This is a genomic window from Psychrobacillus sp. FSL H8-0484 (genome assembly GCF_038005325.1).
GTDB lineage: Bacteria > Bacillota > Bacilli > Bacillales_A > Planococcaceae > Psychrobacillus.
In genome coordinates this window covers 2,544,885-2,558,212 of sequence record NZ_JBBOSZ010000001.1, presented here as the reverse complement: position 1 = coordinate 2,558,212, position 13,328 = coordinate 2,544,885, and the positions used below count along the sequence as shown (strand labels likewise).

Annotated in this window: 16 protein-coding genes; 15 read left to right on the top strand and 1 reads right to left on the bottom strand. The window is 35.7% G+C overall.

Going from position 1 to position 13,328, the window contains the following annotated elements; translation table 11 throughout:
• Positions 1–15: 15 nt before the first annotated feature.
• From MHH81_RS12440 to MHH81_RS12370, 15 genes are all read left to right on the top strand, one after another.
• Complete coding sequence (locus tag MHH81_RS12440) at positions 16–1,368, top strand: NAD(P)-dependent oxidoreductase (protein WP_340921660.1); 1,353 nt, start codon at positions 16–18, stop codon at positions 1,366–1,368.
• Between the two features lie 12 nt (positions 1,369–1,380).
• On the top strand, positions 1,381–2,643 hold the full coding sequence (gene preA / locus MHH81_RS12435) for an NAD-dependent dihydropyrimidine dehydrogenase subunit PreA (RefSeq protein WP_340921657.1): 1,263 nt from the start codon (positions 1,381–1,383) through the stop codon (positions 2,641–2,643).
• A 132-nt stretch (positions 2,644–2,775) separates the two neighbouring features.
• Positions 2,776–4,194 carry an NCS1 family transporter gene (locus tag MHH81_RS12430; RefSeq protein ID WP_340921654.1) on the top strand — a complete coding sequence of 473 codons (1,419 nt, stop codon included), beginning with the start codon at positions 2,776–2,778 and terminating at the stop codon, positions 4,192–4,194.
• Positions 4,195–4,300: 106 nt separating this feature from the next.
• The gene (locus MHH81_RS12425) at positions 4,301–4,513 is read left to right on the top strand and encodes a hypothetical protein (RefSeq protein WP_340921651.1); all 213 of its coding nucleotides are present in this window, start codon (positions 4,301–4,303) and stop codon (positions 4,511–4,513) included.
• A 151-nt stretch (positions 4,514–4,664) separates the two neighbouring features.
• Positions 4,665–5,525: an alpha/beta fold hydrolase gene (locus tag MHH81_RS12420; protein WP_340921648.1), complete on the top strand. Its 861-nt coding sequence runs from the start codon at positions 4,665–4,667 to the stop codon at positions 5,523–5,525.
• Between the two features lie 154 nt (positions 5,526–5,679).
• Positions 5,680–6,024, top strand: coding sequence for a DUF6176 family protein (locus MHH81_RS12415; protein WP_340921645.1), 345 nt, complete (start codon positions 5,680–5,682; stop codon positions 6,022–6,024).
• Positions 6,025–6,255: 231 nt separating this feature from the next.
• Complete coding sequence (locus MHH81_RS12410; RefSeq protein WP_340921642.1) at positions 6,256–6,450, top strand: hypothetical protein; 195 nt, start codon at positions 6,256–6,258, stop codon at positions 6,448–6,450.
• An 878-nt stretch (positions 6,451–7,328) separates the two neighbouring features.
• Entirely contained in the window at positions 7,329–7,766 is a 438-nt protein-coding gene (locus MHH81_RS12405) for a GNAT family N-acetyltransferase (RefSeq protein ID WP_340921640.1), read from the top strand.
• A 316-nt stretch (positions 7,767–8,082) separates the two neighbouring features.
• Positions 8,083–8,535 carry a GNAT family N-acetyltransferase gene (locus MHH81_RS12400; protein ID WP_340921637.1) on the top strand — a complete coding sequence of 151 codons (453 nt, stop codon included), beginning with the start codon at positions 8,083–8,085 and terminating at the stop codon, positions 8,533–8,535.
• A gap of 226 nt (positions 8,536–8,761) precedes the next feature.
• Positions 8,762–9,343, top strand: coding sequence for a TetR/AcrR family transcriptional regulator (locus tag MHH81_RS12395; RefSeq protein WP_340921636.1), 582 nt, complete (start codon positions 8,762–8,764; stop codon positions 9,341–9,343).
• 23 nt (positions 9,344–9,366) lie between these two features.
• Complete coding sequence (locus MHH81_RS12390; protein ID WP_340921634.1) at positions 9,367–9,708, top strand: DMT family transporter; 342 nt, start codon at positions 9,367–9,369, stop codon at positions 9,706–9,708.
• Positions 9,709–10,023, top strand: coding sequence for a DMT family transporter (locus MHH81_RS12385; protein ID WP_340921632.1), 315 nt, complete (start codon positions 9,709–9,711; stop codon positions 10,021–10,023).
• A 259-nt stretch (positions 10,024–10,282) separates the two neighbouring features.
• Positions 10,283–10,618 (top strand): DUF5412 domain-containing protein, encoded by a 336-nt coding sequence (locus tag MHH81_RS12380; protein WP_340925237.1) that lies wholly within the window; start codon positions 10,283–10,285, stop codon positions 10,616–10,618.
• A 199-nt stretch (positions 10,619–10,817) separates the two neighbouring features.
• On the top strand, positions 10,818–11,657 hold the full coding sequence (locus MHH81_RS12375; protein ID WP_340921630.1) for a DUF2785 domain-containing protein: 840 nt from the start codon (positions 10,818–10,820) through the stop codon (positions 11,655–11,657).
• Positions 11,658–11,788: 131 nt separating this feature from the next.
• Positions 11,789–12,301, top strand: coding sequence for an NUDIX hydrolase (locus tag MHH81_RS12370; RefSeq protein WP_340921628.1), 513 nt, complete (start codon positions 11,789–11,791; stop codon positions 12,299–12,301).
• A 283-nt stretch (positions 12,302–12,584) separates the two neighbouring features.
• Here the strand turns inward: MHH81_RS12370 and MHH81_RS12365 are convergent, their stop codons facing one another.
• On the bottom strand, positions 12,585–13,328 hold the full coding sequence (locus MHH81_RS12365) for an ABC transporter ATP-binding protein (protein ID WP_340921625.1): 744 nt from the start codon (positions 13,326–13,328) through the stop codon (positions 12,585–12,587).

Here is a 13,328-nt window from a genome sequence, read left to right as displayed (position 1 = left end):
GAGGGGGATGTGGAAATGGATTCAATGACTTCGCAGCTTCAACGAAATTTTGTTGAATTGACAAATAGGATGACAAAAAATGAAGCGCTAGAAGAGGCAAATCGCTGCCTCTATTGCTACGATGCACCTTGTATTAAAGCCTGTCCAACGAGTATTCAAATCCCAAATTTCATAAAAAAAATTGCATCTGGTAATATGAAAGGCTCAGCTACGACTATATTAGAAGCAAACCCGATTGGCGCAAGCTGTGCGAGAGTTTGTCCGACAGAGGAGTTGTGTGAAGGGGCATGTGTGTTAAACGCTTCCACAAAACCAATTAAAATAGGTCATTTGCAACGTTACGCAACTGATTGGGCGATGGAATCGGATGCCCAGCTATTTAGTAAAGGCCAAAGCAATGGACAAAAAGTAGCGATTATTGGCGCTGGTCCTGCCGGGTTATCAGCAGCACGTGATCTTAGTCGTTTTGGATACAGTGTCACAATCTATGAAGCTGAATCGAAAGCAGGTGGTTTAGGAAGCTATGGTATCGTGTCATTCCGTTTGCCGAACGAAGTAGTGGATTGGGAAGTTGAGCAAATTGCAAAGCTTGGCGTAGACATTAAAACGAATACAACAGTAGGCATTGATATTTCTGCCGAGGCAATTTTAGAGCAATACGACAGCGTTATTTTGGCGGTTGGCATGGGGGCAGTGCCGAATCTTAGAATTGAAGGGGAGGAACTAGCTGGGGTCCATGATGCAATCGAGTTTGTAAAGCAAACAAAAATGGGAGCGCTTACAAAAGACTTGGTTGGAAAGCGCGTTGCTGTTATCGGTGCTGGGAATACAGCAATCGATGGTGCTACATGCGCTGTTCGACTAGGTGCTGAAAATGTGAAAATTCTTTATAGAAGAACACAAAAAGAAATGACAGCGTACAAATTCGAATATGAATTTGCCAAGCAAGATGGTGTGGAGTTTAATTGGCTGACAGCTCCCCAAAAAATTATCGGTGACGAAGCAGGCCAAGTCGTAGGAATTGAATGCGTCAAAATGAAACTCGGGGAGGAGGGTGCAGACGGCAGACAAAGACCTGAAGTGGTTGAGGGATCCAATTTTATCATTAAAGTAGATGCAGTGATTAAAGCCATTGGTCAAACACGCTTTGTATCATTAATTGAAGCGTTTGGCTTAAAGCATACTGACGGTGTAGTTGATATTGATGAAACGACAATGCAAACCTCGAATAAGAAAGTTTTTGCATGTGGAGATGTCGTATTCGGCAACGGTCAAGGAGAAGCAATGGTTGTAACAGCGGCACAGCAAGGGAAAGACGCAGCACAAATGATTCATAATCGATTGAAAAAACCTAGTGAACTTGCGTAGGGGGGACAGGGCATGGCAGACTTACGAATTGACTTAGCAGGCATTAAATCACCAAATCCATTTTGGCTAGCATCAGCACCACCGACTAATTCAGGTTATCAAGTACAACGTGCATTTGAAGCGGGATGGGGTGGAGCTGTATGGAAAACATTGGGTGAACCGATTTTAAATGTTTCTTCACGTTTTGCGGCGGTGAGTTATAACGGGCAGCGAGTAGCAGGCTTTAATAATATTGAGCTAATTACGGATCGTCCGTTAGAGGTCAATTTACAAGAAATTTATGAAACGAAAAAAAGATTTCCAAACCATGCCATTATCGTTTCTTTGATGGTTGAGCCAAAGCAAGAAAAGTGGCATGAGATTGTAAAAAAAGTAGAAGATGTGGGGGTTGATGGTCTTGAGCTTAACTTTGGTTGTCCACATGGGATGGCAGAACGAGGAATGGGTTCTGCCTCTGGTCAAGTCCCTGAATTGGTTGAAAAGCAAACGTACTGGGTGAAAGAAGTTGCACGCACGCCAGTCATTGTAAAGCTAACGCCGAATATAACAGACATTACGGTAACAGCAGAAGCAGCAACACGAGGTGGAGCAGATGCCATCAGTATGATTAATACGATTAACAGCTTAGCAGGGGTGGATTTGGATACATGGAATACGGTTCCGCACGTTGGTGGTAAAGGTGCTCATGGTGGTTATTGTGGCCCGGCTGTCAAACCAATCGCGCTCAATATGGTAGCAGAGTGTGCACGTAATCCATCCATCAATGTGCCAATATCAGGCATCGGAGGTATTTCAAACTGGCAAGACGCTGCGGAGTTTATGTTGATGGGTGCAACCGGCGTGCAGGTTTGTACAGCAGCGATGCACCATGGATTCAGTATTGTAGAGGACATGATTGATGGACTTAATAACTATTTAGATGATAAAGGCATTGCCTCTGTGATGGATTTAGTCGGCAGGACGGTACCACGTTATTCTGACTGGGGTAACTTAGACTTAAACTACAAAATTGTCGCTGAAATTAATAATGATGTTTGCATTAACTGTAATAAGTGTCATATCGCTTGTGAAGATACGTCACATCAATGTATAGATCTGTATACAGAGAGTGGTCGTCCGATGCTAAAGGTTCGTGAACAAGATTGTGTAGGGTGTAATTTATGCTCAATTGTGTGCCCTGTAGATGGCGCGATTACAATGGTTGAAAGAAAATCAGCTATTGCACCCATGACTTGGAATGAACGCCAATCACTGATAAGCAATCTTGCTAAGTAAAAGAAAAGCGCTCAATGATTTGATGAGTAACTGAAATTCAACTTTATTCAGTAGATGTTATGGTGTCAACTGTATGGAGAGAAGGCTTAAGTGGATGTCACGGAAAATGAAAAATAAAAAGGAGAGACATGTATGGGAAATGATGGGAATTATTTAAAATCCCCAGATTTACTTCCTGTGACACATCAACAAAGAAACATCGGAGCATTTGGTTTTGCGGTAATTTGGATAGGGATGGCGATTGTATTAGCTGCATTTGCAATTGGCGGGTCGGCTATTATGAGTCTACCATTGCCCATGGTTATTTTAGCCACGTTAATCGGTTCTTGTTTAATCGGTGTGTTTATGACGTTAATTGGGGATATTGGCATCGAGCACGGCTTATCGTTCCCAGTATATATGCGCGCTCCATTCGGTATATTTGGAACGCATATCCCGTCACTTGTTCGTGGCGTAACGGCAGCATGTTGGTTCGGGCTTAACACCTATTTTGGCGCAATGGCGATTAACGGCATTTTAAATTTACTATTCGGATTTAATAATTGGTTTTTATGCTTCCTTGTCTTTGCCGCTTTACAGTTATTTAATACATCATTAGGCATAAAGTCGATTGAAAGATTTGCAGATTTAGCAGCGCCAATAATTATTTTAATTTCGTGCTGGATGTATATTACGCTTGCAGATAATGCAACGTCACAAGGAAAAGAAATTTGGACTTGGGTAGAATCACCGACAACAGGTGTAGCGGCCTTTACAGCATTTATGGTAGTGATCATGGCAAACATGGGATTCTGGGCTACGTTAGCGGCCGACATGCCGTCACTATCACGTTTCTTTAAAGCGCCAAAAAATGAGCGCAACTGGTTTAAACGAAATAAAACACAGCTAGTTGGTTCTATTATCGTAATGCCCATTACGAATACTTTTATGGTGACAATTGGTGCAGTTTGTTATATGGCCGTGTCATCTGCTGATCCGATCAACGCATTACAACAAAGTGCAAGTGGGATTGTATTAGGAATTTTATTGTTGATGATTGTATTAGCACAGTGGTCTACAAATACTTCAGCAAACGTCATTCCCGCAGCAACCATTTTCTCGAACATCGGTGGACCAAAAGTGCCGTTTTGGGTTGGGGTTGTTATTGCAGGAATTATTGGCGTTCTAGCACAGCCATGGAGCTTGTTTGACGTCTTAGTTAATGCACTGTTAATCATTGGCGGTATATTAACTGCAATTGTAGGTATTTTATTTGCTGATTATTATTTAATCCGTAAACGCCGCGTGAATGTAAAAGATCTTTACGAGCTAGATGGGCAATATAAATACATGCATGGCTTTAACTTTGCAGGTTTAATCGCTTGGGTTGTCGGAGGGGCCATAGCTAATATGTTCCCGACTTATTCTTCATTAATTGGTTTCTTCGTGGGGGCGCTCGTATACTTTGTGTTAGCGAAATATTGGTGGTTCAAAAAGTACCCTCAAGCTGAACTAATTGATCCGAGTGATGAAAAGTATTTAGGCATTACAGCTGGTCATAATCTGGATTGAATTTTTGGTCAAAAACCCGTACTCGTGCCTCCAATTGTACCAGCAGAAGTGGACCCACTATTTGAAATAAAAGATGAGGAATGAAGCAAAAAAGCGAGGTGATTTTATGTCGGATTACTTACAAAGTATAAGTGAAATAAAAAAAGTAGATGATTATTTAGACAGTGGCTATAAAATTCAATACGCGTATGAAAATTTAAGTGGTATGTTTGTAGAGTTTACAAGTCAGGAGGAAGTTGTTCATTTGCAGATTCTTACAGCAGATGCGCGTAAATATTTTTCGGCAAAGCTACAAGAACAAATTTCTTGCAATGAATGACAGAAATAAAGGTGAAGAAAAGCAATTTGCTTTTCTTCACTATTTTTATGTTACTAGGTGCTTTTATCGTTAAAGCACCGTCAACCAATACATATGGATGTAAGTTGCTGAGTTAACATGTAGGAATTAATAATCTATAGGAGAGGGCTATATGAGTATATACAAAACACAATCTGGAAGAGAAATGTCTTTAAAGCTTTATGATACTCAATTGAAGAAATTGGATTATTCATATAAGGATGTTTACGTGCATACTCGTTTTGGAAGAACACATATCATTGAAACTGGCAATCTATCGGGTGAACCATTGCTAGTATTTCATGGCGGAAATAGTACGACTGCCTATAATTTACTAATGTATAGATTCCTGCTTAAGAATTTTCACATCTATGCGGTTGATATTATTGGCCACCCTGGAAAAAGTGATGAAGTGAGTCTCTCTCCTAGAAATTATGATTATGGAAAGTGGGCAAGTGACGTTATTATAGGGCTTGGATTTGATAAAATAGCATGTTTTGGGGTTTCGTTTGGAGGCGGAGTTTTGGCAAAACTAATGTGTAACGCGCCGGAAAAAGTAGAAAAATCCGTATTAATTGTGCCATCAGGAATTAATAATGCTTTTCCAATCAGTACCGTGAAAATGATGATGCCACTACTCAAATATAAACTAACAAAGAATGAAAAATATATAAAAGAAACGGCCTTATTTATGGCTCTTAAAGAAGAGATTCTTGATAAAGATACTTTGGATATGTTGAAAGATAGCCTTGATCATGTAAAAACAAAAGTAGGAATGCCATCCAATGTGAATGAGAGATTAATGCAACAGTGTAAAGCACCGACACTTATTATGGCAGGAGAAAAAGATTGTTTATTTCCAGCGAAAAAAGTATTACCAAGAGCAAAAAGAATCATACCAAATAGCACGACTCATATGCTAAAAGGGTGCGGACACATGCATATGATGCCAAAGCGTGAAAAGAAAATAATCGTTGATTTCTTAAATGTTTAGTAACTTATAAAGTTATAGAAAGGAGTGCGATTGTTCAATTAGAGCAGTCGCTTCTTATGCTAACGAAGCAGTTTAGTTGAATAAGTATGTAATTGAAATTTGTTAATATGTGGTAGAATAGTGATTATTAAATGATAGGAAGGAACAATTTAGAGTGAAAATAGAGTGCACACGATTTCGAGTGAAACAAGGTAAAACAGAAAAAGTAAATGAATGGTTAGGCTTCTTAAATAAACATATGGAAGATGTATTAGTAACTCTTGAAGGCGAGAAAATGTACGTAGAAACCATTTTCCGAGAAGTTTTAAATGGAGAAGAATATTTATATTGGTATTCTGTTCAAGGTACAGGTGGAAATAAGGTTGATGAATCCGAACATTGGATTGATAAACAACACCTTGCATATTGGAATGAATGTATTGATGACACATATAAACCAGTTGATTTACAAACTGAAGTTGTGATGATTCTTGATAAAGTTCGAGATTCTATGAAGTAAGATATTAAAGTAATATGATTTTACTATAAAAGCAATGAGCTGTTTTAGACAGCTCATTTTTATTTACCTAACGCAGCGGTTTAGTTTAATAAGCAGAAATGGACTTCGTTAGTTTAAATCGGATAATTCACTTAATATTGGAAATTCCATTCATGTCAAACGTAAAGTAAAGGGATTATGTCAGTTCAATGAGATACATATAAAAAAATAATTATTAAAGGGGGAAATAAAATGGGTATTTATATGGTAATATTACCAATGATTAGTATACTGTTAGGTTTGTATTTAGTATGTCTGGGACTATGGGAATTAAGAGTTGGTTTAGATAGAAAAAGATTTATAACCTTCTCGTTTACTGGGCTATTTTTGATCTTTATATTACCCGTTATCTTTGGGTTTCAATTGATTATTAATAACTTTCAATAAAAATTTTTCCGCTTATTGAACCAACGAAAGTATTAGAAAAGATCAATGATCTGCATAGAGAGGTTCCCTTCTACTCGACTAGTGAAAGAACATTGAGTTGTTATTTCAGTACTTTTTTCTTTCTCAACTAAAGAAAGCAGTTTAGTTGAAAAAAGAATTGTAACATCCTTCCATTTTATTCGTCTAACTATAAAGCATGTTAGTTTAATAAAGATGAAAAGGACAGGATGGGATGTTACATAAATTTACTCGTGGAGGATAACAATGAATAAAATTAACCATTCAATAGTATCTTTCGCAAATATTGTTATTACTTGCTTAGCACAAGTATTTTTTGATGGTTCGCTTTTTTTTAAACTTCTCATTCTTCCTTTAGTTATTATACTTATTAACATTTTCTTTTTACTTATAAAATTTAAATTAGAATTCCATAAATACTTACTTTCTATCTATTTAGGATTCTTTTGTTCTGTTATTATTTATTCTATTATAATTTTATTTCCTTACCCTCCTAAAGAACTACCACCAGGTGAGATTGTATTAGGTGCGGATGTTATATTTATATTTTGGATATCAACAATACAGTTATTTCTTTTGAATTTGTTTACTGTCATTTTTTATTTATTTTATAGACTATTTCTGAAAAAATGAAGAATATTCATACTAGTGAAGTAGCTGCTTTGGCTATAATATAACTTATGAACTTGAAGAATACTGGTCTGTTAGATTGTGAAGCAAAATTAAACGAACGGGTGCGTTTCTACAATAAGTGGAGACGCTTTTTCACTAAAGGGGCAGTTTAGTTAATCGCTTGAAGAAGAATATTGGAATACTATGTTAAGATTTAAAAAAAGGATATAGAAAGGACTGATTTTTTAATGGATATTAGAAAACCTAATGATTCTGAACTTGAAAAGGTAATTTTACTTTCTCCACAAGCTTTATTTGATGGCACAATGGGTGAAGTAAAACCTACAAACGAAAAAATCAAACGTCTTATTGAACCATTACTGGAAAAGGGAAGCTATTATTTAATAGCAACAGAGAACGAAAAATTAATGGGCTGGATTCTTGTAGGTGCAGGTAAAGACCAATTTACTGACAAGATGAATGGATTTATTTATGAACTGTTTGTTATAGAAGAATTTAGAGGGAATGGAGTTTCTAAACAGTTAATGAGAACTGCATTTGACCATCTAAGACAGGATGGATATTCTGAAGTTCGACTTAGTGCGTTTGCAGGGAATCCAGCTATAAAACTTTACGAAAAAATGGGCTTTTACATAAGAACAGTTTCTATGAGTTTGCCTTTATAAATAATTGACTTCTTGTTCAACTACCAAGGAAGAATGTAGTTTTCTTCCATATTTTGTGGTAAATCAGGGCTTCATGTATGCCTAACGGGGCAGGTTAGTGGAATAAGAAAGTAATTTTAGTGTATTTAGAAAATTAATAGAAAAATATAGTATTATTAAATAGTCTAAAAATTTTTTCCTATTATTTCTAGGCAATAATGGTAGAGGGGGAGTTCATTATGACAAACAAAAGAATTTTTACTTTGAAAGATAACAAGGGGATAACGCCTAATTAACAAATTGTAAAGCGTTTTCCCAAATTTGAAAGGGGAAAATTATGAGTACAAAGCATGTGAAAATTGTAGAGTTAAATGCGGAAAATTGGTACGACTGTTGTGAATTAGAGCTATCAACAGAACAACAAGAATACATGGAGCCAAATGCTAGATCAATAGCTCAGTCAAAGTTTGAACCTTCACTAAAGCCATATGCTATATATGCTGAAGAAAAAGTAGTTGGATTTTTAATGTACAATTCTGTTCAAGAAGAACTTGATGGTTATTGGGTATATAGAATAATGGTGGATAAGGAATTCCAGGGTAAGGGTATAGGTAAAGCGGCAACTAAATTAATGATTTCAGAAATGGAAAAATTACCAAATGCAAATAAAATTATTGTAGGTTATCATCCAGGAAATTTGGGAGCACATAATTTATACTCAAGTTTGGGATTTATTGATAATGGTGATAGATTTGGTAAGGAAATGGCTGTTATTAAATATATCGAGTGATAAACCATAGATAGAATTATAAGTTAGACAATATGAAGAGGACCATTTTTTGGTCCTCTTCATATTGTCTAATCGGGTGGTTCACTTCAAGATTCTTTACAAACCTTAACTTTGCTTGCAACCTTTTTACCTTCATTTTTCTACCCTCAATATGATTTATTAAAGAATTGACACGAAATAATTTATTTGATACCTTTAACTGACGAACGTTCGGAAGGGTGAAGATATGACTTTAAATCGAATTAAGGAAGTTGCACTTAATCGTTTTACGGAAAATGGATATGATGGGACATCAATGGCGCAGATTGCTGAAGATGTAGGGATAAAAAAACAATCCATCTATACTCATTTCAAAGGAAAAGATGAACTTTTTCTTCAGGTTTGCAGTGATGTGTTTGCTAATGAATTAAGATTCATTAGCAATTTTATTGAAAGTAATAACACTCGATCTATAGAGGATTTCTTATTTGATTTTCTTTTGCATTATAAAAAGCGTTATGAGAAGAACGAGTATACTAAATTTTGGCTTCGCATTTCGTTTTTTCCCCCATCTCATCTCTACAAACAGGTCATTACATATGTCTATGAATACTGGGATAAGTTAGATGAACTTTTGGTTCCAATTATAGAAAAAGCTATGATGGAAGGGGAAATTAGTTCTTCCATTGGGGCTAGGCGAGCTACCGCTGCATTCTTGGGGGTATTAGATGGGATATACGTTGAAATGTTATATGGAGGGCCTGAGCGAGTGATTAAAAGATTAGATGCTTCTTGGTATCTGTATTGGCGTGGATTATCGAAAGATTAACTGATTTAATGGAGGGAAATTGAATGAATCGAAATTGGAGACTTGTAATAATTGCAGGTCTAATTGAAATTTTATGGGCGATGGGGTTAAAGTATTCAAATAGCTGGGTTTCTTGGATTGTCGTTGCTTTACTGATCTATTTATCATTTGTTGTGTTGCTTCGAGCTCTTCAAACAGTACCAGTCGCTACAGCATATGCTGTCTTTACAGGAATTGGGACAGCAGGAACGGTTTTGGTCGAGATGGTTGTTTTCGGAGAAGCTTTTAGTTGGACTAAAGTAATTTTTATTCTTTTACTTTTAGTTGGCGTAATAGGTTTAAAACTTGTCACTTCAGAATCAAGCGAGAAAGAAGGTATAGCATAAATGGATTGGATATACCTTATTCTGGCTGGCTGTCTTGAAGTGATTGGAGTTATAGGTCTGAACAGAGTCATTAAATACAAAAACATACAGTCATATATAATATTGTTTATAGGGTTTATTTTAAGTTTTAGTTTTCTGGCACTAGCTATGAAAACCCTCCCTATGGGGCTATCCTATGCAGTTTGGACAGGGATTGGAACAGTAGGAGGGACAATCATAGGAATGTTGTTTTATGGAGAATCGAAAGATTGGAAACGGCTTTTATTTATAGGCATGATTTTAGCATCAGTAATTGGTTTGAAATTGACATCTTAAATACAACACGTTATTAAACTAACGGAAGCTAGAGTTAAAAAGAGCAAGGCCATTATGAACTGCACCCAATTGTTAGACTCATTCTAACAATTGGAGGTACAGTTCACTTAGGTGGCTCTTTTTTCTTATTGAATCAAAGAGGCAGTAAAGTGTAAGAGGACATTTTCCTAAAAAGGGGGAGATATGGCTTTTGGAACACTATGAAGCGATTGTTAGATATGAGAAAAAGCGATTTTATAAAAAATGGTTAAAGGGCTTCATAATAATTGGTTTGTTATTTGTTGCCATGGTCGGATACGGGGGTTATTGGGCTTTCTTTGATATGAATAGGTTACCCACAGGAGAATATCTGACAGAAGAGTTATCACCTGATGGAAAATACACTTTAAAAGCATATGTTACAAATGGGGGTGCTACAACTTCAACTTCTGTTCGTGGTGAGTTAGTATTTAATGATGAAGATAATAAAACCAAAAATATCTATTGGAACTATCGGGAAGATACTGCAAATATTACTTGGACCGACAATAATACAGTGGTAATTAACGGACACTCGTTAGATGTACCAAATGATAAATTCGATTTTAGAAATTAATAATAATGCCTTTTGATAATAGATATCTTGGCATTTTAAATGAGCCCAATTCTATGTGAATTTGGGCTCTATTTGTACGTTTATTTTTGAAGTTGTACCATTTAATAGAACGATTTAATAAAAAAAAGTTGTCTGATTTTTCCAATTAAGATACAATAATAGTAAGAATATTTAAAGTATATTTGGATAGGAGTAAATAATGGAACTAAAAACAAGACTTAGAGAAATAAAAGAAAAACCAGCAAATGTAAGCTTATTAAATAACCTAGATGCGTTATTAGAGGAGATGCTACAGAATATTGGCACAACAGATTCGGAGCTAAGGGATAAGCTTATTTATTCAACTTTTTTTCAACTAATAATAGGAAACCATCTCAACAAACCACAACTTCTTAGAATGATTGAAGTATGTTTAGATGATCAGCATCTATTTTATAAAATTGGAGAAAAAAATACAGATTCTGTTTTTACACGATCCTTTTCTTCACTAGTAATTGACCTCATTTTAGAAAAGGATATGGAACTAAATTTCTTAGAAAAACATATTGCAAAGGAAGCATATAAAAAAACGATTCTTTACTTACAAAAAGAAGAGGATACTCGAGGGTTTGTAGATGGCAAGGGGTGGGCTCATAGTATTGCTCATGGAGCTGATCTGTTAACTTCGACAATAAAGCATCATTCGTTTGAACTTTCTAACACGAAAGAATGTTTAGATACACTTGCACATTGCGTATTAAAAGATTCAGTTTTTATCGATGATGAGGACGAAAGGCTAATTTTTGCTATAGAAGCACTTATTCAAAAAGGTTTGAAAGAAGATCAATTAAACGCTTGGGTTGGCTCTTTCTCTCTATTTTTAGAGGATCATTATGATAATAATGGTTTTTCATTAGATTATTTCAAATATAAATCTAATATAATGAACTTTTTAAAGTCACTTTATTTCAGACTATCTTATCTTAATAACGAGCAAAGCTCGCTTCAAGTTATAGAGGAAAATTTACAAAAAATGCACAAACGTGTTTATACGAATTGATGAAAGTATGAAGTTCCTGTTTTTCTATGAAAACAACGATTCAAGTAGGAACCCTTTTTTACATACGGTACAGAATTTTTGAAGAAAAATTTAGAAGTTATCTCTAATATACAAATCAGAGGTGTAGATCAATGAATCCTCCTATTTCTGCTATGCAAATAGATGTTGATTGGGGTGGCCATATTATAAGGTTAAAATGGCATCCCTTCAAAATCTTAGACAAAAGTGAAGTTGCTACAAGTGTGCATAGTTTTTGCTTTAACCAAGATAAAGTCTTGTTAGTTCACGTAAAAGATCGAGGATATAATATTCCAGGTGGTCACATAGATTATAATGAAACTCCTGAAGATGCTTTGCATAGGGAAGTTTATGAAGAAGGTTATGTAGCGGGGAACATAAAGTATCTTGGCGCCATCGAAGTCAATCACACAGACAATCCTTCCTTTGTTCAGGATGGACCATATCCACTAGTAGGTTATCAATTATTTTATAGAATGGATATTGAAGAGTGTTTCCCATTTCTGAGAGAGAACGAGACTACTTCTCGTATTTGGGTAGAACCTGAAGAAGTTCCATATGTGATAAGCGACCATGAACTAATTTTGATAATCTTAAAAGAAGCTTTAAAACTGAATAATATATAAATGACATATTAAAAGAGCACTCTAAATCTGTGAAGAAGGTGTACTTTTTACGGTTTTGGTATGATGTTCATCAGTCGATTTATCATCATGGACAACTGCATTAAAAACTGTCCATTAGTAATTATGAACGTTACAAATCCCAAAATGTGCATGGAGACATGCACAGTTTTTTAATTATACCAACACCGTTATATAGGAAAGATAGACAGACCCCCTAAATGATTGATTTAGGGGGCCTTAAAGTACTTATTAAAGGATAAATGAAAAAACTAGAAGAGAAATTTTAACAATTAACTAAATCATTGACTGGTGTCGTTGTTTCGCTATCAATTGAATTATTGGGGCGATTTCCTAATAAATCACAAGGTTTACCAATCAGTTCAATCGATCCATCTTTTAACTTTACAATACGATCAGCTAGTGCATGTGCATCGTTTTCATCGTGCGTAACAAAAATAGACGTGATCCTTGCTTTTTTCAAAATAGATCGCAAATCTTTTCGAATTTTCACTTGCAATTCCGCATCTAAATTGCTGAAAGGTTCATCCAATAAGATTAAATGTGGTTTTGGTGCAATAGCCCGGGCAATGGCAACACGTTGTTGCTGCCCTCCGCTTAATTGATGGGGATATCTCTTACCAAAGTCCTGTAATTCAACAAGCTCTAAAACTTCTTGTAGCCGCTTTTTTTTCTCTGTTTTCTTCATACTAAACAAACCAAATAAAATATTTTCCGAAACAGTCATATGAGGAAAGAGCGCATAATCCTGAAAAACCATCCCAATTCCACGTTTTTCAGGTTGACGAAATCTTTTTTGATCAAACATTATTTCCTCTTGAATTGTAAAGGATCCTCTTGTTGGATTTTCAAGTCCTGCAAGTAAGCGGAGGATGGTACTTTTCCCACTTCCACTTCTACCTAAGATTGAAATTACTTCTCCTTTTTCAATGGTTAATGAAAATTGATCTAGTGCATAACCTTCTGAGTTCGGATAGGAATAACAAACGTCTTGAATAGAAATAAACAT